Here is a 20594-nt window from a genome sequence, read left to right as displayed (position 1 = left end):
CATTCATCAATACCGTCGTACATCTCACCCGCACAGGTCCATCAAGCAAAGCGGCTCAGGGGAGGGCTCTAGCGTCGCGATGGCTCCGGTGCGGGGCGCGGTAGGGGGGTGCCGTGCCGTGCTCGGCGTTCGCACGCATGCCGGGTCGCGGGACCGCGCGGCCAGTCATGCAACTCGCCGATCCTGCAAGGAGATCACTCCTGCGCGGGTCGAACGAGAACCCCCCTTTCGAACCGGACACACCATCGGACCGCCCAAGGGGTGGGCGGTCCACCGGACGAGAGGGAATCCAGACCCATGAGCTCGTTCCTGCGCCCGGCCACCACGGGCCAAGAAATGACCGAGCCGAGTCGAATAGCGGCCCAGTACCGGGCCATCACTTCGCATTTGGCGATCACTCCGCCAGTCAGCGTTGTCATTCCCGCGATGAATGAGGCCGAAAATCTTCCGTACGTCTTCAAGACGCTGCCGGAATGGATCCACGAAGTCGTCCTCGTCGACGGAAATTCCACCGACGACACCGTGAATGTCGCCCGCGAACTCCGGCCGGACGTGAAGGTGGTCAAGCAGGTCGGCAAGGGCAAGGGCGACGCCCTGATCAGCGGCTTCGCCGCCTGCACCGGCGACATCATCGTCATGGTCGACGCGGACGGCTCGGCCGACGGCCAGGAGATCGTCTCCTACGTGTCCGCCCTCGTCGGCGGCGCCGACTTCGCCAAGGGCTCGCGATTCGCCAACGGCGGCGGCACGGACGACATGACGACCATTCGCAGACTCGGCAACTGGGCCCTCTGCTCGCTCGTCAACCGCAAGTTCGGCGCCCGCTACACGGACCTCTGCTACGGCTACAACGCCTTCTGGCGCCACTGCCTCGACAAGGTCACGCTCGACTGCACCGGATTCGAGATCGAGACCCTGATCAACATCCGGGTCGTCAAGGCCGGCCTCAAGGTCCAGGAAGTGCCCAGCCACGAATACCTGCGCATCCACGGCGTGAGCAACCTCAACGCCGTGCGCGACGGGATCCGGGTCCTCAAGGTCATCCTGAAGGAGAAGGGCGTCCGGAAGGCGGCGCGCCGCCGGCCGGCCGCTTTCTCGGTCAACGTCCCCCGGGGAGAGGCGTCTTGAGCGACCGCACGTCCCCGCACGGCTTCTCCGTGGTGATCTGCGTCTACACGGAGGAGCGGTGGGAGGACATCCTCGCCGCCGTCGACTCCGTCCGGAAGCAATCGCTGCCCGCCCTGGAGATCCTGCTCGTGGTCGACCACAACGAGCGTCTCCTGGCCCGGCTCGCCGAGGAGTACGCGGACGAACGGCTCCGTGAGGAGGTGCGGGTGCTCGCCAACGCGGGCCCCCGCGGCCTCTCCTCCGGCCGTAACACCGGAATCGCCGTCTCCCGGGGCGAGTTCGTCGCCTTCCTCGACGACGACGCCGTCGCCGAGCGGGACTGGCTGCACCACTTCGCCGCGGCCTACGACGGACCCGAGGTCATGGCCGTCGGCGGCCGGACCCTGCCGGCCTGGGCCTCCGGCCGCCGGCCGGTCTGGTTCCCCGAGGAGTTCGACTGGGTCGTCGGCTGTACGTACCGGGGCCTGCCCCAGGGCCGGGCGCGGGTGCGCAACGTCCTCGGCGGCAACGCCTCCTTCCGCCGCACCGCCTTCGACGCGGCGGGCGGTTTCGCCACCGGCATCGGCCGGGACGGCGACCGGCGGCCCCTCGGCTGCGAGGAGACCGAGCTGTGCATCCGGCTCGCCAAGGCGCGGCCCGGGGCGATCCTGCTCATCGACGACCGGGCGGTCATCCACCACAAGGTGCCCGCCGTCCGCGAGCGCTTCGGCTACTTCCGTAGCCGGGTGTACGCCGAAGGGCTCTCCAAGGCGCTCGTCGCGCAGAGCGTCGGCGCGCAGAAGGGACTGGAGGCCGAACGGCGTTACACGACACGGGTGTTGCCATCGGGCGTCCTGCGCGGCGTGCGCGACGCGCTGCGCGGCCGGTCGGGCGGCGCGGGGCGGGCCGGGGCGATCGTGACCGGGGTGACGGTCGCGGCCGGCGGCTACGCGCTCGGCATGCTGCGGGCCCGCCGGGGCGGCCCGACGTTCTCCTGGTCACCGATCGAGCGGTCCGGGGACAGCGCGACGGCGGACGACGTGACGGCAAGCAGCCCGACGGCGGACGGCGCGGCAGCCCTCAGTGCGGCGGCCGTCGGCACGGCAGAGAACAGCGCGACGCAGAACGGCGCGACGAAGAGCGGGGCGACCCAGGTGCGGGTCGGGAAGGACAGCGCCACCGAGGGGGTGGCCCCGTGAGCGCGGAGACCGGAGCCGTACCCCGGCGGAGCGAGCCCGAGCAGCCCGTAACCGAGCTAGGCGTACCCGGGCACCCCGTACCCGAGCCAGGCGTACCCGGGCAGCCCGTACCCGAGCAGGGCGCCCGCTGGAGGGGGGTGCCCGTCCTCATGTACCACGCCGTCGACCGGGACCCCGCTCCCGCCACCCTCGGGCTCTCCGTCACGCCCGAGGCCTTCGCCGCGCAGATGGCGGTGGTCGCCGAGCGTGGATTCACCCCGCTGACGACCGCCGCGCTCGCCGCCGCCTGGCGCACCGGCGGCCGGCTGCCCGACCGGCCGCTCCTCGTCACCTTCGACGACGGGTACGAGGGCGTGCACCGGCACGCGCTGCCGGTGCTCGCCGCGCATTCCTTCGCCAGCACCGTCTTCGTCTCCACCGGCTGGCTGCGCGGCAAGCACGAGGAGGGCGGGGCGCTCGACACCATGCTCGACTGGGCGCAGGTGCGTGAACTGGCCGACGCGGGCGCGGAGATCGGCGGCCACAGCCACACCCATCCACAGCTCGACCAGCTCGACGCGCGGCGGCTGCGCTTCGAGACGCTGCGCTGCCGGGAGATCGTCGGCGAGGAGCTCGGGAGCGCTCCGGCCTCCTTCGCGTACCCGTACGGCTACTCCAGCCGACGGGTCCGGCGCACCGTCCGGGAGGCCGGGTTCACGCAGGCGCTCGCCGTCGGCAACGCCCTGGCCTGTCGCGGTCAGGGGCCGTACGCCCTGGAGCGGGTGACCGTGCGCAGGTCGACGGGGATCAAGGAGTTCACCCGGCTCGTCGAGGGCCGGGCGATCGGGTGGAACTTCGCGGCGGACCGGGCCGCGACGAAGGGGTACGCGCTCGTGCGGCGCGTCCGGGGTGCCACGCGGGGCCACTGGATCTGACGTACCGCCAGACCGGCGACCGGGGGGAACGTCCCCTTCAAAACACGGTGCACGGAATGCCCGGTTGCCGGATCATGGGCGCCATGGCTGACACCCCACCGGTACCGTCCGAGCCGCAGCGCTCGCTGCCGATCAGGCTCAACCTCGACGACAGCGACTCGCCGTCGGACGTCGTCGACGCGCTCTTCCTCGGCCGCTTCGCGACCGGCGAGCAGCCCCACTCGCACAGCACCACCCTGGACCGGGTCAAGGCCGAGGCGACGCTCCTCCCGGCGGACGCGCGGGTGCTGCGGGCCGCGAAGGACGACGACCGGAGCGCCGTACTCGCCGAGGGCGAGGGCTGGACCCTGCTGATCTCCCGCTGGAACCGGGGCGCGGACGTCACCGTCACGGCCTCGGACCCGGAGCTCGCCGAGCGGATCCTGAAGGAGGCGACCGACGGGGCGAAGGACGAGCCGGAGCCGCAGCCCGAGAACGTGACCATGGGGTTCTGGTACGTGTCCCCGCGGCGCGGCCCGCACCGCACCACCCGGCAGATCAGCGCCGGGACCTGGGACGAGGTCCGGCCCAACTACTCGGCGCCGGTGGCCGATTCCATGGACCGGCTGATGAAGATGACCCCCGAGTCGATCTCCGGGCGGCTCCTGCTGCTGCACGGGCCGCCGGGCACGGGCAAGACGTCGGCGCTGCGGACGCTGGCCAGGTCCTGGCGGGAGTGGTGCCAGGTGGACTGCGTCCTGGACCCGGAGCGGCTCTTCAACGACGTCGGCTATCTGATGGACATCGCCATCGGGGAGGACGAGGGCACGGCCAAGGGGCGCTGGCGGCTGCTGCTCCTGGAGGACTGCGACGAGCTGATCCGGGGCGAGGCGAAGCACACGGCGGGGCAGGCCCTGTCCCGGCTGCTCAACCTGACGGACGGGCTGCTCGGGCAGGGGCGCAACGTCCTGGTCGGGGTCACCACCAACGAGGACCTGGAGCGGCTGCACCCGGCCGTGGTCCGCCCCGGCCGCTGCCTGGCCCGGATCGAGGTCGGGCCGCTGACCAGGGCCGAGTCGGTCTCCTGGCTCGGTCGCGAGGAGGGCGTGCCGCGCGAGGGCGCGACGCTCGCGGAGCTGTTCGCGCTGCGCCGCGGCACGCCCTCGACGGAACTCCCGGAGCCCCGGACCGCGGGGGCGGGGCTCTACCTGTAGAACGGGTGGAGACGGTCGGTCAGTTGTCGTACGCCGCGCGCAGTGCCTCGCTCACCGCGGCCTCCGCGGCCGCGCGGTCGAGGCCGAGGCGACGGGCCTCCTCGGCGTACTGGGCGGCGGCGGTGGCGGCCCGGCGGGTGGCCGCGTCGCCGGCCGCCGCGACGAAGGTCCCGTGGCGGCCGCGGGTCTCGATCACCCCGTCCGACTCCAGTGCCTTGTACGCCTTGGCTACCGTGTTCGCGGCGAGGCCCAGTTGCTCCGCGAGTCCGCGTACCGTCGGCAGCTTGTATCCGACCGGCAGTCTGCCCGACCGGGCCCGCTCCGAGATCTGGGCACGCAGCTGTTCGTACGGAGCGGTGGTGGATTCGTGGTCCACGGCGATGGTGAGTGTCACCCCTCCGATTCTGCCCCCACCTCACCGGAAAATGGGAGGCGGCGGCAGACCCTGCGCCCGTAGCGTGCGGCCACATGACTGTGATCGTCCGTGATGCACGGGCCGAGGACGCCGAGGGTTTCGCCCGGGTCCGCCGCGCCGCCGTCCCCCTCATGCTCGCGACGCCCGAGCAGCTGTTGTTCGACTGGGCGCACGCCCACCCCGACAGCCACTTGCGACCGCTCGTCGCGGTGGCCGGGGACGGCGAGGTCATCGGGACCGTCCAGCAGCGGATCGCCCATGACGCGACGGAGCCGGGCATCGGCTCCGTCAACGTGTACGTGGACCCCGCGTGCCAGCGGCGCGGTGCCGGGACGGCGCTGCTGCGCGCCGCCGAGGAGCACCTCGCGGAGCAGGGCGCGCGGACCCTGTACAGCTGGGTCATGGACACGCCGGCGGACCGTGCGTGGGCCGAGCGGCGGGGCTACGCGCCGCGCCGTTCCGCGTACTTCCTCCGTCTCGACCTGACCACGGCCGAACTGCCGCCGCTCCAGGAGCCGCCGGCCGGTGTGGAGCTGCTGACGGCCGAGGACTTCGCGGCCGATCCGCGGCCGCTCTTCGAGCTGGACGCGGTGACGACCGCCGACGAACCGAGTGACGTGGCGTCCGAGCTGGACGACTACGCGCACTGGCTGGAGACGACCTGGAACCACCCTCTCTTCGACCGGGCGCTGACGACGGTCGCGGTGGTGGACGGGGCGCCCGCCGCGTTCAGCGCGGCGCAGACGGACGGCCTGGGCCGGTACGCCACGGGGATGACGGGCACGGCCCCCGCCTTCCGGGGGCGCGGGCTCGCGAAGCTCGTGAAGAACGCGTCCCTGCACCGGGCGCGTGCGGCGGGCTGCGGGGAGGCGTTCACGGGGAACGACGCCGGCAACGGGCCGATGTTGGCGATCAACAAGTGGTTCGGCTACTCGATCGGTGCGGTGGAGGTACGGCATGTCCGGACGATCGGTTGAGATCACCCTGGTGAAGGCGGGGCGGACGAAGATCCGTTACCCGGCGGAGGTCCTCGCGGAGGAGGTCGGCCGGCTCTCGGTCCGCGCCCCGTGGGCCGCGGAGGGGGTACGGGACTTCGGCTTCGTGCGGTTCGAGCCGGGCGACGTGTTCGTCGAGCACTACTGGCGCGACCGCTGGTACACGGTCAAGGAGGTGTGGTCCGCCGACGGCGCCCTCAAGGGCTGGTACTGCGACATCACCCGGCCGGCCGAGATCGGCGGCGCGGGGGTGGTGGTCGAGGACCTGGACCTGGACCTGTGGGTGTCGGCGGACGGCAGCGAGGTGCTGCGGCTCGACGAGGACGAGTTCGAGGCGAGCGGTCTCGCCGCCTCCGACCCGGAGGCGGCGGAGCGCGCCGTCGTGGCCCTCGACGAGCTCGAAGTGCTCGGCCGCGAGGGCCTGATCGACCTGCTGGGCCGGTGAGACCGGCGGGCGGTGGCGGTCAGCAAGCCGCTAGCGGCCAGTACAGCCGCTGACGGTCAGTTCAGCCACTGGCGGTCAATACAGGCGCTGGCGGTCAGTACAGGGCGACGTCCGATTCCTCCGTCGCGAGGAAGCCGGGCGTCGGCAGCCCCATCGGGCCGGCCGTGAGCTGCATGAGGTGCGCCTCGACGCGGGCGGCGCCCGGCCGGTAGGCGGGGTCCTTCACGACGGAGGTGTTGACCCACTCGTGGATCTGCCCGTCGCAGACGGCCCGGGTGCCGCCGATCCCGGCGGAACGGTTCCCCTGTCGGAGCGTGGAGCTGACGAAGACCGGGCCCGCGCTGTCGTCGACACAGCGGTACGTGCCGGACAGGGTGACGGTGCTGTCGGCGCCGACGGTTCCGTGTCCGTGGACGGAGAGGCCGTCGGCCTCTCCCGCGTGGGCGAGAGGGGCGACGGCGGCGGCGAGCAGGAGGCCTGCGGCGAGGGTGGTGAGGGTGGTGCGGACGCGCATGAGCGGGGTCCCTTCGGGGCGTGGGGGGATGGTGCTGCCCGCCAGGGATACCGGATCAAGCCGCTCGATGTCCGAAACTCACCCCATCAGGGGCGAGTTGAGGACTTTTCGGCAGGGAATACGATCGTACGGTCCGCTCGCGCGGCGCTCGACGGCATCTGTCATACCGTCACGGCACGGCGGCGCCTGATCACCTTCCTCAGCAGCGGCCAGGCGAGCAGGATCACGACGACCGCGTAGACCGTGACCGAGAACGGGGTGTTCACCAGGCCCGTCAGGGAGCCGTCGCTGATCTGGAAGGCGCGGCGGAGCTGCTGCTCGGCGGCCGGGCCGAGGATGACGCCGATGACGGCCGGCAGCACCGGAAGTCCGTAGCGCCGCATCCCGAGGCCGATGAGCCCGATGACGAGCAGGATGACGAGGTCGAGCGCCTCGCCACCCACCGCGTACGCGCCGACGGCGGCGAAGAAGAGGATGCCGGCGTAGAGGTACGGGCGCGGGATGCGCAGCAGCTTGGCCCAGACCGGCGCGAGCGGCAGGTTGAGGGCGAGCAGCAGCACCATGCCGACGAAGAGCGAGGCGATCAGGCCCCACACCAGGTCGGGTTCGCGCTCGAAGAGCAGGGGGCCGGGCTGGATGCCGTACTGCTGGAAGGCGGCGAGCATCACGGCGGCGACGGCGGTCGTGGGCAGGCCGAGGGTGAGCATCGAGACGAGCGTGCCCGCCGCGGAGGCGGAGGCCGCCGACTCGGGTCCGGCGACGCCCTCGATGGCGCCCTTGCCGAACTGCTCCTTGTGCTTCGAGAGCCGCTTCTCCGTGACGTACGAGAGGAAGGTGGGGATCTCGGCGCCGCCGGCCGGGATGGCGCCGAGCGGGAAGCCGATCAGCGGGCCGCGCAGCCAGGACTTCCAGGTCCGCTTCACGTCGTCCCTGTCCAGCCAGGGCCGTCCGACGGGGATGGCGTCGCCCGCGGTGCGCCGCAGGTGCGCGGCGACCCACAGGGCCTCGCCGATCGCGAAGAGACCGACCGCGACGATGACGACGTCGACGCCGTCGGCGAGCTGGAGCGAGCCGAAGGTGAGGCGCTGCTGGCCGGTCATCTGGTCGAGGCCGACGAGACCGATCGTGAGGCCGATGAGGAGGGACGCGAGGCCACGGATCCGGGAGGAGCCGAGGACCGAGGTCACCGCGATGAAGGCGAGGACCATGAGCGCGAAGTAGTCCGGGGCGCCGATGCCGACGGCGAGGGCGGCGACGGTCGGGGCGAGGACGACGAGGAGGATCGTGCCGATCATGCCACCGGCGAAGTGACCGATGGCGGCGGCGGCGAGCGCCTGCGCGCCGCGCCCGGCCTTGGCCATCGGATTGCCCTCGATGGCGGCGACGACGGCCGCGCTCTCGCCGGGGGTGTTGAGCAGGATCGAGGTGGTGGAGCCGCCGAACATGGCGCCGTAGTAGATGCCGGCGAACATGATGAAGGCGCCGGTCGGTTCGAGTCCGTACGTCACCGGGAGCAGCAGGGCGACGGCCATGGCGGGGCCGATGCCGGGCAGGACGCCGATGGCGGTGCCGAGGAGCACGCCGATCGCGGCCCACAGGAGGTTCATCGGGGTGAGGGCGGTCCCGAAGCCGTCGATGAGGGAGTTCAGGGAATCCATGGGTCAGATCACTCCCATCAGCGGGCCGCCGGGCAGCGGGACGCCGAGCAGCTTGTCGAAGACGCCGTAGGTGAAGAGGGAGAGGACGGCCGCGATCAGCGGGTCGCGGTGGAGGTGGCGGCTGCCGAGGGCGTAGGCCGCTCCCCAGAAGAGGAGGGCGCCGGCGATCGGGAAGCCGAGGGGGCCGATGAGGACGGCGAAGGCGAGGAAGACACCGGCGAGGAGCAGGACGGTGCGCCAGTCGGCGGGCTCGGACAGGTCGATGTCCTCGCCGGCCTCGGCCTCGCCGCGGCCGCCGCGCAGGACGTCGACGGCGAGGAGGACGGCGACGACGAGGAGGCCGCAGCCGACGACGAGGGGGACGGTGGAGGGGCCGACGGGGCCGCGGCCGGTGACGTCGGTGTCGAGGGTGAGGGCGTCGGTGAGGACGAGGACGCCGAGGAGGAAGAGGAGGACGCCGACGCCGAGCTCGGAGCGCTCGCGCAGCCGGCTCTTCAGAGTGCTGTTCACAGGCCGAGCTCCTTGAGGACGGAGGCGACGCGGCGGTCCTGGGCGGTGAGGAAGGTGCCGAACTCCTCGCCGGGCAGGAAGGCGTCGTTCCAGCCGTGGGTCTTCAGGGACTCGCGCCACTGCGGCGAACCGTGCAGCTCGGTGACGAGGCCGACGAGCTTCTCGCGTTCGGCGTCGGAGAGGCCGGGCGGGGCGACGATGCCGCGCCAGTTGGTGAACTCGGTATCGAGACCGGCCTCGCGGAGCGTGGGGGCGTCGAGGCCGGGGACCCGCTTCGGGCCGGTGACGGCGAGGAGGCGCAGCTCGCCCGCCTTGATCTGGTCGAGGTACTCGCCGACGCCGGAGACGCCGAAGCCGACCTTGTTGCCGAGGATGGAGGCGAGAAGCTCGCCGCCGCCGTCGAAGGGCACGTAGTTGACGTCCTTCGGGGAGATCCCGGCGGCCTGGGCCATCAGCATCGGGGCGAGGTGGTCGGGCCCGCCGGGCGAGGAGCCGCCGCCGACGGGCAGCTTGCCGGGATCCTTCTTCCAGACGGCCAGCAGCTCCTGGATCGTCTTGTACGGGGAGTCCTTCCCGACCACGACGATGTCCTGCTCCTCGGTGAGCCGGGCGATCGGGGTGGTGTCGGCGAGGGTCCTGGGGGTCTTGTTGGTGTGGACGGCGCCGACGACGCCGAGGCCCATGGACATGGCGAGGCGGCCGTTGCCGCGCTCGCCGACGAGCCGGGTGAGGCCGACGGTGCCGCCGGCGCCGGGCAGGTTGAAGACCTCGATGTCGCCGGTGAGGTCCGCCTCCTCGGCGTTCTTGGCGGCGGTGCGGGCGGTGATGTCGTATCCGCCGCCGGGGGTGTTGGGGACCATGAAGCGGAGTCCTGGTATCCGCGTGCCGGTGTCGGTGTCACTGCCGCTGGTGAGCAGCGGCGGACCGACGAGGACCAGCAACGCCGACCCGAGGAGAGCGAGGGGGGTGCGCAGACGCACGGGTGCCGCCTCTCAGGCAGGAGGGAAAGGGGGGGTGAGGTGGCCCACATGTTGCCGGTACGTGAAGAAGCTGTCTCTCTTCCGCAATCAATGGACGTTGTGGTCCTTGTGGTCGCGACCTAGCGTGTCGGCGTGACGAATGTGCTGGTGGTGGACGACGACTTCATGGTCGCCAAGCTGCACTGCCGCTATGTGTCGGCGGTGGAGGGCTTCTCCGTGTCCGGGGTCGCCCACAGCGGCGCCGAGGCGCTGCGCGCGGCCGAGCGGCTCCGGCCCGATCTGGTGCTGCTCGACGTCTTCCTGCCGGACATGGACGGCATCCAGGTGCTGCGGGAGCTCCGCTCGGCGGGCATGGGCACGGACGCGCTGTTCATCACGGCGGCACGGGACGTGGCCACGATCCGCGAGGCGCTCCGGGCCGGGGCGCTGCACTACCTGATCAAGCCGTTCAGCCAGGCGGCGCTGCACGAGCAGCTCCGGCACGTGGCCTCGCTGCGCAGCCGCCTCGACGACCTCGACGAGGCCCGCCAGGAGGACGTGGACCAGATCTTCGGTACGCGCCCGCGCGGCTCCCGCGAACTCCCGAAGGGCCTCGCCGCCCCCACGGCCGACCTGGTCGACTCGGTCCTCCGCGCCCACCCGGAGGGCCTCTCGGCCACGGAGTGCGCGGAAGCCGGCTCCCTGTCCCGGGTGAGCGCCCGCCGCTACCTGGAGTACTTCGCCCAGACGGGCCGCGCGGAGATCACGCTGCGGTACGGGGGGACGGGACGACCGGAGCGGCGCTACCGGCGGCTGGGCTAGGGCCTGTCCGGCGTCGCGGCTCAGGCGGGACTTTCCGGACACGACCCGGGGGCTCGTGGGGACGCCTCGCGTGCGAAGGGGGCGCATCCGGGGGTGTTCCTCAGCCGCCTCTTACCTCTGCCTTAAAGCGGTCCTAAGGATCGCCATCTCCCGCTCCCCATCGGCCTTTTCGCGGTTTCGGGCGGCTAGCTTGCTGGGCGACCCCCCACGCTCACCCTCGTGAAGGAGCTGTCCCCCCATGACTTCTCGCCGTACGGCCGCGGCCGTCACCGCCACCGCGCTGCTGGGCCTGTCCGGGCTCGCCTCCGGGTCCGCGTTCGCGCACGGGTCGATGACGGATCCGGTGAGCCGGGTCTCGGCCTGTTACGCGGAGGGGCCCGAGTCGCCGAGGTCGGCGGCCTGCAAGGCGGCCGTGGCGGCGAGCGGGGCGCAGGCGTTCTACGACTGGAACGCGGTGAACATCGCCAACGCGGCGGGCCAGCACCGACAGTTGATCCCGGACGGCAAGCTGTGCAGCGCCGGCAACGACAAGTACCGGGGGCTCGACCTGGCGCGGAGCGACTGGCCCGCGAGCCGGCTGGACTCCGGGGCGCACACCTTCCGTTACAAGGGGACGGCCCCGCACCGGGGTTCGTTCGAGCTGTACGTGACGAAGGACGGGTACGACCCGTCGAAGCCGCTGACCTGGTCGGACCTGGAGGAGAAGCCGTTCGCGACGGTGACCGACCCGCGGATGGAGAACGGCGACTACGTCTTCGAGGGGACGGTGCCGAAGAAGTCCGGCCGTCACCTGATCTACTCGATCTGGCAGCGCTCCGACTCCCCCGAGGCGTTCTACACCTGCTCGGACGTGGCGTTCGGGGCGGAGACCGGGGGGACCGCTCCGGCGCCGACCGCCTCCGCGCCGAGCGAGGAGCAGATCGAGGACGGGAAGGACGAGTCCTCCGTCGAGCACGGCGGGCACGGCGACGCCGATCCGTTGACCGGGGCGGAGGAGACGGCGGCCGCTCCGGCGCCGACCGCCGCCGAGACCGGGACCCCGGCCGCAAGCACGACCACGGGGCCGACCGCGAGCGCCTCTCAGGCGTCCAACGCGCCTGCCCCGGCCGCCGGTTCCGGCTCCGGCGAGCTCCTCGCCGAGACCGGGGGCGACACCACCACCCCGTACCTCGCGGTCGGTGGCGCCGCCGTGCTCGCGCTCGGTGCGGTCGTGCTCTTCGGGACGGCCCGGCGGCGCCGGACGAACCGATAGCCCTCAGATGCCGCAGCTGGAGGCGGACCAGTAGCGGCTGCCGCGGTGATCGACGTGGGTGTGGTCGCTGTGCCCGGGGTACCCGGGCCCGAGGATGCCGTTGAAGCCGTGGTAGCGGGCCTGCTGGGCGAGGCGGCACAGCGTGTGGGGGCCGGAGCCGAGGTCGGCCGCGTCGCCGTACAGATGGCGGCTCGACGAGGCTCCGCCGACCGCGTCGTTGCAGGCGTAGCTGCGGAAGCCGCTGGTGACCCGGATGGACTGGTCGCCGAGGGCGTGCCGGAGGGCCTCCAGCTTCCACATCGTGCGCAGCGCGTTGGCCTTGGCGGTGGTCGCGCTCACCGCGCCGCCCGCCCAGGTGGTGTTGCAGGTGTTCAGCTCGGCGTAGGAGAAGTGGATCGGTGTGCAGTCGTCGTCCTGGAGGCTGTAGATCTTGCTGAAGGTCGCGGGGCCCGCGATGCCGTCGGCGACCAGTCCGTAGGCGGCCTGGAAGCGTTTGACGGCCGCGGCGGTCCCGGGGCCGTAGGCTCCGTCGATCGCGAGGACCCCGGCGTAACCGGGGTAGCCGGCCACGCGGATCTGCAGTTGCGTCACGTCGGAGCCGGAGGCTCCCTCGGAGAGGGTGCGCGACCAGGTGTAGCAGGTGTCCGCGTGAGCGGTGCCGGCCGTGGCCACCACTCCACCCACGACGGAAGCCATGAGCATGACAATCGAGAGAAGCAGGCGGACGAGCGGGGAGCGGGCGGAACGTGCGGTGCGTCGGGGCATCGAGCCTCCATTGCCTCACGGGACCGGGGGTGACCCGTGGAGTCGGGCCACCCCCGAGACTGACCGTCAGGTCGACGCGCGTCAACCATGCCCGGCGAGCGTCATAGGTCGGACCTCTGAAGCCGTCGCTCGCCGGGCACCGCCGACCTTCAGCCGATCACCGAGAGACAGGTGGTCGGGGTCGCGTGGGCCGGGTCGAGTGCGTTGGCCACCTCATGGAAGGCGACCCGGTCCACCGTGCCGATCGCCACGTGCTCGGAGAGGTCCAGCGCGCACTTGTCCTGGATGAGGACGTTGGTGACGTTCGGGCCGGACAGGAACTGCGAGCGGTACGGGGTGACGACCTCGTCGTACTGACTCGCGATGACGTGGTAGCGGACCCCGGGGACCGTGTCGCCGCCCTCGTTCAACTGGGTGATGAAGGCCGAGCCGGCGATCTGGTCGGCGAGGCCGGGGGTGTTGGCGCTGATCAGGTCCTCGGCGCCGGGGAAGTACGGCAGGAGCTTGGTGAGGCCGAGGAGGGTGGTGCCGTGGTTGTCGGGGGCGATCCCGACGAGCGCGTTCACCTTCTCCGCGCCGCCGAGGAACTTGAGGTACCAGCGGGGCATCATGCCGCCCTGCGAGTGTCCGACGAGGTCGACCTCGGGGGCGCCGGTCGCGTCGAGGACCCGGTCCACGTAGGCGTCGAGCTGTTCGGCGGACTTCGCGATGGGGCCGAGACCGTGGAAGAGGGGCACGTTCGGCAGTTGGCCGTAGTCGAGCGAGAAGACGCAGTAGCCGCGGTTGACCAGGTACGGCGCGAGGACGAGCCAGTTGTCGACGGAGTTCCCGAAGGTGCCGTGGACGAGGACGACCGGGCGGGGGTGCGCGGCGGAGGGCGTGCAGGAGAAGTCGTTCCAGCCGCGGCCGGCGGTGACGGTCTCCGTCTGGGCCGAGGCGGTGGCGGTGGGGGCGAGCGTGGCGGCGGCGGTCAGCAGGAGGACGGACAGCGCTCTGACGGCGTGCTTCCAGGACTTCCGGGGCAGCATCGGGCGATCTCCTTGCGGCTCAAGGGGAATGACGGTGCAGTACGCCCTGCGGTCCGGACCACAAGTGGGGATGCGCGGTGGGGATGCGCGGTGGGGATGCGCTTCAGCCAAAGCTACGCACGGGTAGCCTCGACTGGGAAGTTACGCGTCGGTAAAAAGTGATGTGTCGTCAAAGACGCGGCGCGGCCACCTCAGGCCGCCAGCGATCCCGGCAGAATCGCCCTCGGGCCGAACTTCGCCCGTGCCCGGTCGGCCACCGCCTCGACCCGCCGGGCCTTCTCGTCCGCCGGATCCAGGGACAGCTGGTGCGCGGCCCCCTCGGCCCCCGTCAGCCCCTCGGCGCGCAGCGCGATCCCCCGCACGCGGGCCCGCTGGAGGCCGAGGGAGTCGTGGAGCGCGTACGCGAGGGTGCCGAGCGCCGCCGAGTGGGCGGTGGGTTCGGGCAGGGTACGGCTCCGGGTCGTCGTGCTCCGGTCCGCGTACCGCACGGTGACGGCGAGCCCCCGGCACACCTGCCCCTCGGTCCGCAGCCGGGCGCCCAGCTCCTCGGCGAGCGAGAGGAGGGCCCTGCGGTGTTCCGTACGGTCGGTCTCGTCGCGCGGGAAGGCGCGCTCGGCCGCGACGGACCGCGAGGCGGCGTGCCGGACGACGGGGGTGCGGTCGATGCCCCGGGCCCGTTCCCACAGGTCGCGGCCGGCCTTCGCGCCGACGAGCCGCTGGAGCACGGCGAGCGGCGCGGCCGCGACACGGCCGACGGAGTCGAGCCCGTAGCCGCAGAGGGTACGGGCGGTGGCGCGGCCGACGCCGTCGAGCGCGACGACCGGCCGGTCGCGCAGGAAGGCCTCGGGGTCGTCGACGACGAGCGTGACACCGGGCCGTGCCCCGCTCGCCGCCATCCGGGCCAGCATGGGGTTGGGCCCGGCGCCGATGACACAGTCGACGCCGTACAGGGCGAGCGCCCTGACCCGGATCACGGAGGCGAGTTCGGCGGGGCTCCAGTCGAAGTAGCGCAGCGCGCCGCGCACGTCGGCGAGCGCCTCGGAGGGCGGGGCGGCCTCGACGGTCGGGGTGAACTCTCCTAGCAGATCGACCAGTTGAGGGAAGAGGACTTCCCCCATGGGTTCGAGCCGGAACCGTATACAGAGGATCATGCCGCCCCTCCTCCGCCCCCGTCAACCAAGGTTGACGCGCGAGTACTGTCAACGTAAGTTGACACCATGACCGATGCGACCGATCTCGCCGCACGGGCCGGCGACCGCGACCCACGGGTCGGACTACGGGCCGTCTCCGCCCTGCGGCGACTACTGGAACAGCTGGAAGCCGTCCAGGTGCGCAGCGCGCGCAACCAGGGGTGGTCGTGGCAGGAGATCGCGGCCGAACTGGGAGTCAGCCGACAGGCCGTCCACAAGAAGTACGGGAGGCAGTGATGTTCGAACGGTTCACGAAGGCCGCACGCACTGCGGTGAAGGGTGCGGCCGAGCACGCGGAACGGAGCGGCGCGACGGTCGTCACCCAGGAGCATCTGCTGCTCGCCCTGCTCGACGGGGAGGGCACCCGGGCGACGGAGGCGCTGCGCACCCTGTGCCCGCCGGACCGCAGGCCGTCCCTGGTCTCCGCCCTGACCGACGCCCGGCGCCGGGCGGGGCTCTCCCGGGCGGACGAGGAGGCCCTGGCGGACCTCGGCATCGACGTCGGCGCGATCGTGGCCCGGGTGGAGGAGACCCACGGCGAGGGTGCGCTGGCCGGTGACCGCAAGGACTCCGGCTGGTGGTCCGGCCGCCGCTCCTTCTCGCGGGAGGCCAAGAAGATCCTGGAGAACTCCCTCCGGGTGGCGCTGGCCCGCAAGGACCGGGAGATCGGCGACGAGCACATCCTCCTGGCGCTCACCACGACCGGCGGGGTCGTCGCGGAGGCCCTGGCCGACCACGGCGTGACGTACGCCTCCGTCGAATCGGCGGTCGCCGGCGCACCGGCGCGCTGACCGCGACGGTCGCCGGAGGCCGGAAAGGCGGCTCATCCCGCGCTCCCCGGACTGCTGTGCCAGAGCTTCCTGGGCGGCTGCGCCGTGCCTTCGCCGGCCGGCTTGAGGTCCGCCCAGGGGTTCATCTCGTAGCCGGTGGACATCGTGATGCGGCGGCCGGAGTCGGCGTCCCCTCCGGTCGGTACGGGCTCCGCGAGCCGCGCCCCGACCGCCTCCAGGCCGCCGGACGCCCGCAGTTCGGCCAGTTCGGCGAGGTTCCAGGCGGCCGAGCCGACCACGCTGAGGCTGCGCGGGCCACGTCGCTGCACGACGCCCCGGACGAGGAGCAGCCAGGAGTGGAAGACGGTGTGGGCGCAGCGCTCGTGGGCGTCGTCGAAGAAGGCGAGGTCGACCAGGCCCGTACCGTCGTCGAGCGTGCTGAAGATGACCCGTTTCCCGGAGCGGATGGGCGGGGTCTGGGTGGCGGCCTTGGCGCCCGCGACCAGGACGGTCCTGCCGTGGGGGGTGTCGCGCAACCGCTGGGCGGAGACGACGCCTAGTTCGCGGAGGAAGGCGTGGTGGTCGTCCATGAGGTGGCGGGAGGCGTCCATCCCGAGGATGCCGAGCTCGGCGCTGAGGCGTTCCGTGTCGTCGAGGTCGGGGAGTCCGACGGGGGCGGTCTTCCCGCCCTGGGCGAGCGGGAGTTGGCCGCCATGGGAGGCGGCTCCCCGGTGGACGCGCCGGAGTTCGGTGAGGTGGAGCAGCAGGTCGCGGCGGTTGGCGCCGAAGGCGTCCAGCGCGCCGACCTGGGCGAGCCGTTCGGCGACGGGGGTGCGGGGGCGGGCCCGCTCCCAGAAGTCGAGGAGGGAGGCGTAGGGCTGTCCGGCCTCGATGCGGGCGCTCTCCGTCTCGCCGATGCCGTGGACGTCGGTGAGACCGAGCCGGAGCCCCCACAGCTCAGGACTACCGGACACCAGTTCGATACGGTGAGCGACCGCCGACCGGTTCACGTCCAGCGGCAGCACCGGCACCCCGCGCCGCCGCGCGTCCGCGAGGAGCAGCCGCTTGGGGTACATGCCGGGGTCGTGGGTGAGCAGCCCCGCGTAGAAGGCCGCCGGGTGGTGCGCCTTGAGCCAGGCCGACTGGTACGTCGGCACGGCGAAGGCCACCGCGTGCGCCTTGCAGAAGCCGTACGAGCCGAAGGCCTCCACGATCTCCCAGGTGCGGGCGACGGCCTCGGCCTCGTATCCGCGCACCGAGGCCCGCTGCGCGAACCAGACCTTGATCCGGCCCTGCGACTCGGGGTCCGAGAGCCCGCGCCGCACCTGGTCGGCCTCGTCGCGGCGGCAGCCGGTCATGATCCGGACGATCTCGATGATCTGCTCGTGGAAGACGACCACGCCGTACGTCTCCTTCAGCGGTCCTTCCAGGTCGGGGTGGGGATAGCGGACGGGGGCGCGGCCGTGCCGGGCCTCGATGAAGGGGCGGACCATGTCGGCGGCGACCGGCCCGGGGCGGAAGAGCGAGATGTCGACGACGAGGTCGTGGAAGGTCGCGGGCTGGAGCCGGCCGACCAGGTCGCGCTGGCCCGGGGACTCGATCTGGAAGCAGCCGAGGGTCTCGGTGGAGCGGATGAGCCGGTACGTCTCGGGGTCGCCCTCCGGGATCGCGTCGATGTCCGGCCGGGTGCCGGTGGCGCGCCCGACCTCGGCGACGGCGTGGGCCATCGCGGACTGCATGCGCACGCCGAGGACGTCGAGCTTGAGCAGCCCGAGGTCCTCCACGTCCTCCTTGTCGAACTGCGACATGGGGATGGGGGCACCTCCCATGCCCTTAAGGCTATGGGGGACCTCGCCGCTGGTGGGGACCACGGGGGTGCGGGCGAGCAGCGAGGCGTCCGAGAGCAGCACCCCGCAGGGGTGCATGGCGATGCCGCGCGGGAGGGCGTCGAGCGCCTCGACCAGCTCCCAGAGCCGGCCGTACTTCTCCCGCTCCCCCGCGAGTTCGCGCAGTTCGGGCAGTTCGTCGAGGGCGGCGAGCGCGTCCCTGGCGCGGATGTGCGGGAAGGCCTTGGCGATCCGGTCGGTCTCGGCCGGGTCCAGGGAGAGGGCCGCGCCGACGTCCCGTACCGCGTGGCGGACCCGGTAGGTCTCGGGCATGGAGACGGCGGCGACGCGCTCGGTACCGAAGCGGTCGATGATCGCCCGGTACACCTCCAGACGGCGGGCGGACTCGACGTCGACGTCGATGTCGGGCAGGGCGGTGCGACGCTTGGACAGGAAGCGCTCCATGAGCAGACCGTGCTCGACCGGGTCGGCGTGGGCGATGCCGAGGAGGTGGTTGACGAGGGAGCCGGCACCGGAGCCCCGGGCGGCGACCCGGATCCCCATGCCCCTTACGTCGTCGACGACCTGGGCGACCGTCAGGAAGTAGGTGGCGAAGCCGTGGTGGGCGATGACGTCCAGCTCGCGGTGCATCCGGTCCCAGTAGGCGCGCCGTTTCCCGTACCCCTTGAGGACCATGCCGGCGGCGGCCCGGGAGGCGAGGACGCGCTGGGCGGTGCGGTGCTCCGCGCCGACGAGGTACGGCTCGGGGAAGTGTGCGGAGCCGATGCCGAGGTCGTCCTCGGGGTCGACCAGGCAGGCGGCGGCGACCTCCGCGGTCCGGTCGAGGAGCCGGTGGGCGGCGTCCCGGCGGAAGCCCGCGGCCTCGACGATCCGCTCGGCGGCGGCCGTCATGCCGTCGGGTCCCTCGGCGCCCTTGAGCCAGGCCTCTCCGCTGTCGAGCTCCTTGCGGGGGTCGACGGGGACGAGGCGGCGGGCGGAGTCGAGGACGTCGGCGACGGGCCCCTGGCCGGGGTCGGCGTAGCGGACGGCGTTGGTGAGGACGGGCCGGACGCCCTGCTCGGCGGCGAAGCCGACGGTACGGGCGGCGAGCCGCAGGGAGCCGGGGCCGGTGCCGGTACGGCCGTGGTGGACGGCCTCCAGGCACAGCGCGTCGCCGTACCGCTCGCGCCAGGGGGCGAGCAGCCGGGCGGCCCGGTCGGGGCGGCCCGCGACCAGGGCACGGCCGACGTCGGACGCGGGGCCGAGCAGCACGGTCACGTCGTCGGCGCACAGGGCGGGCCGGGGCAGCAGGGGGCTGCCCCCTCCCCCGGCGTGGGCGGCGGTGATCATGGCGCAGAGGGAGGCCCAGCCGGTGCGGGAGCGGGCGAGGAAGAGGGCGCGGGGCGCGGACTCGTCGACGAAGGCGCCACCGCGCACGGGCACCCGGCGGGCGGAGCCCTGGCCCGTCCCGTTCACCGGCTCCGGCACCTCGTACGCGAGGTCCACGCCGAAGAGGGGGCGGACGCCCTCCTTCGCGCACGCCTTGGCGAAGCGGACCGCGCCGGAGAGGGTGTCGCGGTCGGTCAGGGCGAGCGCGTCCATGCCCCGCTCGGCGGCGCGCTTCGCGAGCCGTTCGGGGTGCGAGGCCCCGTAACGCAGGGAGTAGCCCGACGCGGCGTGCAGGTGCGTGAATCCCGGCATGGCGCACCTCCCGCACTCCCGCATCGAATTCGTACGTACGTTCCCACCCCCTCGTTCCCACCCTAACTCATTTCGAACGTCCGTACGATAACCCGTACGAGGGACACCCCTCCGCCCTCCGGCTCAGCCATTCGGACCCCTCCCACCTGCGGAAACGTCCTTCGCCCAGGAACCTGGGGGGCATGAGTCTCGTCGATGAACTGAAAAGCGCCGTCACCCCCCGAGCCGCCCTGCTCGTCGTCGGCGTCTTCGCCCTCCAGCTCCTGTTCATCACCTCGTACGTCGGGGCCCTGCACCACCCCAAGCCGACGGACGTGCCCTTCGGCGTCGTCGCGCCGCCGCAGGTCTCAGCCCAGCTCGTCGGGCAGCTGGAGAAGCTCCCCGGCACACCGATCAACCCCCGGACCGTCACCGACGAGGCCGAGGCGCGGAAGCAGATCATGAACCGGGACATCGACGGGGCCCTCCTCGTCGACCCCACCGGCCGCACCGACACCCTGCTCGTCGCCTCCGGCGGCGGCACCGTGCTCTCCTCCGCCCTGGAGACGATCTTCACCAAGGTGGAGGCGACCCAGCAGCGCACCGTGAGGACGGTCGACGTGGCCCCCGCGTCGGCGGAGGACTTCGACGGACTCTCCGCCTTCTACCTCGTCGTCGGCTGGTGCGTCGGCGGCTACATCTGCGCCGCGATCCTGGCGATCAGTGCGGGCTCCCGGCCCGCGAACCGCGAGCGCGCGATCATCCGCCTCGGTGTCCTGGCGCTCTACTCGGCCCTCGGCGGCCTCGGCGGCGCGATCATCGTCGGGCCGATCCTGGGCGCCCTGCCCGGCAGCGTCGCCGCCCTGTGGGGCCTGGGCACCCTGGTCGTCTTCGCCGTCGGCGCCGCCACCCTCGCCCTGCAGTCGGTCTTCGGGATCGTCGGCATCGGCCTGGCGATCCTCCTCATCGTGGTCGCGGGCAACCCCAGCGCGGGCGGCGCCTTCCCGCTGCCGATGCTGCCCCCGTTCTGGAAGGCGATCGGCCCCGCCCTGCCGCCGGGCGCCGGCACCTGGGCGGCACGCTCGATCGCGTACTTCAAGGGCAACGACATGACCGCCTCGATGCTGGTCCTCTCGGCCTGGGCGGTCGTCGGCGCCGTCGTCACCCTCGTGATGTCCTCGCTGAAGCGCAAGCCCGATGCCGAGCCGATCGCGGAGGAGCCGGCCGAGGCCCGTCCGTAAGGCACACGGAGGAGGCCGTAAGGCACACAGAGGAGGCCCCCCGCCGCGGCGGGGGGGCACCACGGGGCGGGCACCGAGGGCTTGGGGCCCGGCACGGCCATGGGCGGGAGG

At 72.5% G+C, this 20594-nt stretch carries 20 protein-coding genes; 11 read left to right on the top strand and 9 right to left on the bottom strand.

The window, feature by feature from the left end:
• Positions 1-297 precede the first annotated feature (297 nt).
• From ACWFR1_RS15990 to ACWFR1_RS15975, 4 genes are all read left to right on the top strand, one after another.
• Complete coding sequence (locus tag ACWFR1_RS15990; protein ID WP_453551240.1) at positions 298-1128, top strand: glycosyltransferase family 2 protein; 831 nt, start codon at positions 298-300, stop codon at positions 1126-1128.
• Positions 1125-2306, top strand: coding sequence for a glycosyltransferase family 2 protein (locus ACWFR1_RS15985; RefSeq protein WP_453551238.1), 1182 nt, complete (start codon positions 1125-1127; stop codon positions 2304-2306). The genes ACWFR1_RS15990 and ACWFR1_RS15985 overlap by 4 nt, the downstream gene beginning before the upstream one ends.
• Positions 2307-2455: 149 nt before the next feature.
• Positions 2456-3220, top strand: coding sequence for a polysaccharide deacetylase family protein (locus ACWFR1_RS15980; protein ID WP_453551294.1), 765 nt, complete (start codon positions 2456-2458; stop codon positions 3218-3220).
• 74 nt (positions 3221-3294) lie between these two features.
• The gene (locus ACWFR1_RS15975) at positions 3295-4413 is read left to right on the top strand and encodes a DUF5925 domain-containing protein (RefSeq protein WP_453551235.1); all 1119 of its coding nucleotides are present in this window, start codon (positions 3295-3297) and stop codon (positions 4411-4413) included.
• 19 nt (positions 4414-4432) lie between these two features.
• Here ACWFR1_RS15975 and ACWFR1_RS15970 read toward each other — a convergent pair whose 3' ends face one another.
• On the bottom strand, positions 4433-4807 hold the full coding sequence (locus ACWFR1_RS15970; RefSeq protein ID WP_453551232.1) for a GntR family transcriptional regulator: 375 nt from the start codon (positions 4805-4807) through the stop codon (positions 4433-4435).
• A 74-nt stretch (positions 4808-4881) separates the two neighbouring features.
• On the opposite strand from ACWFR1_RS15970, the gene ACWFR1_RS15965 reads away from it, so the two are divergent.
• A complete protein-coding gene (locus ACWFR1_RS15965; RefSeq protein ID WP_453551229.1) occupies positions 4882-5805 on the top strand; it encodes an N-acetyltransferase family protein in 924 nt (307 codons plus the stop codon).
• The gene (locus ACWFR1_RS15960; protein ID WP_453551227.1) at positions 5786-6268 is read left to right on the top strand and encodes a DUF402 domain-containing protein; all 483 of its coding nucleotides are present in this window, start codon (positions 5786-5788) and stop codon (positions 6266-6268) included. Before ACWFR1_RS15965 ends, ACWFR1_RS15960 begins: the two co-directional genes overlap by 20 nt.
• A 94-nt stretch (positions 6269-6362) precedes the next feature.
• Here the strand turns inward: ACWFR1_RS15960 and ACWFR1_RS15955 are convergent, their stop codons facing one another.
• From ACWFR1_RS15955 to ACWFR1_RS15940, 4 genes are all read right to left on the bottom strand, one after another.
• Positions 6363-6782 (bottom strand): DUF6299 family protein, encoded by a 420-nt coding sequence (locus ACWFR1_RS15955; RefSeq protein WP_453551224.1) that lies wholly within the window; start codon positions 6780-6782, stop codon positions 6363-6365.
• A 161-nt stretch (positions 6783-6943) separates the two neighbouring features.
• Positions 6944-8440 (bottom strand): tripartite tricarboxylate transporter permease, encoded by a 1497-nt coding sequence (locus tag ACWFR1_RS15950; RefSeq protein WP_453551222.1) that lies wholly within the window; start codon positions 8438-8440, stop codon positions 6944-6946.
• A 3-nt stretch (positions 8441-8443) separates the two neighbouring features.
• Positions 8444-8950 (bottom strand): tripartite tricarboxylate transporter TctB family protein, encoded by a 507-nt coding sequence (locus ACWFR1_RS15945; RefSeq protein ID WP_453551219.1) that lies wholly within the window; start codon positions 8948-8950, stop codon positions 8444-8446.
• Positions 8947-9930, bottom strand: a complete 984-nt coding sequence (locus tag ACWFR1_RS15940) for a Bug family tripartite tricarboxylate transporter substrate binding protein (RefSeq protein ID WP_453551216.1) — start codon at positions 9928-9930, stop codon at positions 8947-8949. The genes ACWFR1_RS15945 and ACWFR1_RS15940 overlap by 4 nt, the downstream gene beginning before the upstream one ends.
• A 132-nt stretch (positions 9931-10062) precedes the next feature.
• Here ACWFR1_RS15940 and ACWFR1_RS15935 point away from each other — a divergent pair, with 132 nt between their 5' ends.
• Both ACWFR1_RS15935 and ACWFR1_RS15930 read left to right on the top strand, forming a co-directional pair.
• Positions 10063-10731 (top strand): response regulator, encoded by a 669-nt coding sequence (locus ACWFR1_RS15935; protein WP_453551213.1) that lies wholly within the window; start codon positions 10063-10065, stop codon positions 10729-10731.
• A gap of 238 nt (positions 10732-10969) precedes the next feature.
• A complete protein-coding gene (locus ACWFR1_RS15930) occupies positions 10970-11983 on the top strand; it encodes a lytic polysaccharide monooxygenase (RefSeq protein ID WP_453551211.1) in 1014 nt (337 codons plus the stop codon).
• A 3-nt stretch (positions 11984-11986) separates the two neighbouring features.
• On the opposite strand, the gene ACWFR1_RS15925 is transcribed toward ACWFR1_RS15930, so the two are convergent.
• The 3 genes from ACWFR1_RS15925 to ACWFR1_RS15915 form a co-directional block, all read right to left on the bottom strand.
• A complete protein-coding gene (locus tag ACWFR1_RS15925) occupies positions 11987-12748 on the bottom strand; it encodes a D-Ala-D-Ala carboxypeptidase family metallohydrolase (protein ID WP_453551209.1) in 762 nt (253 codons plus the stop codon).
• 149 nt (positions 12749-12897) lie between these two features.
• Positions 12898-13776 carry an esterase/lipase family protein gene (locus ACWFR1_RS15920; protein WP_453551207.1) on the bottom strand — a complete coding sequence of 293 codons (879 nt, stop codon included), beginning with the start codon at positions 13774-13776 and terminating at the stop codon, positions 12898-12900.
• Between the two features lie 191 nt (positions 13777-13967).
• On the bottom strand, positions 13968-14927 hold the full coding sequence (locus ACWFR1_RS15915; protein WP_453551204.1) for a DNA polymerase Y family protein: 960 nt from the start codon (positions 14925-14927) through the stop codon (positions 13968-13970).
• 66 nt (positions 14928-14993) lie between these two features.
• On the opposite strand from ACWFR1_RS15915, the gene ACWFR1_RS15910 reads away from it, so the two are divergent.
• Positions 14994-15203, top strand: a complete 210-nt coding sequence (locus ACWFR1_RS15910) for a helix-turn-helix domain-containing protein (protein ID WP_026058749.1) — start codon at positions 14994-14996, stop codon at positions 15201-15203.
• The gene (locus ACWFR1_RS15905) at positions 15203-15757 is read left to right on the top strand and encodes a Clp protease N-terminal domain-containing protein (protein ID WP_453551201.1); all 555 of its coding nucleotides are present in this window, start codon (positions 15203-15205) and stop codon (positions 15755-15757) included. The genes ACWFR1_RS15910 and ACWFR1_RS15905 overlap by 1 nt, the downstream gene beginning before the upstream one ends.
• A gap of 32 nt (positions 15758-15789) precedes the next feature.
• Here the strand turns inward: ACWFR1_RS15905 and ACWFR1_RS15900 are convergent, their stop codons facing one another.
• Complete coding sequence (locus ACWFR1_RS15900; protein WP_453551199.1) at positions 15790-19263, bottom strand: DNA polymerase III subunit alpha; 3474 nt, start codon at positions 19261-19263, stop codon at positions 15790-15792.
• 182 nt (positions 19264-19445) lie between these two features.
• On the opposite strand from ACWFR1_RS15900, the gene ACWFR1_RS15895 reads away from it, so the two are divergent.
• Entirely contained in the window at positions 19446-20483 is a 1038-nt protein-coding gene (locus ACWFR1_RS15895; protein WP_453551197.1) for a DUF3533 domain-containing protein, read from the top strand.
• Positions 20484-20594: the final 111 nt, after the last annotated feature.

This window comes from Streptomyces sp. NPDC055103 (assembly GCF_053607625.1).
The sequence above is the reverse complement of the archived record's forward strand: the minus strand, read 5'-3'. Positions and strand labels throughout refer to the sequence as shown.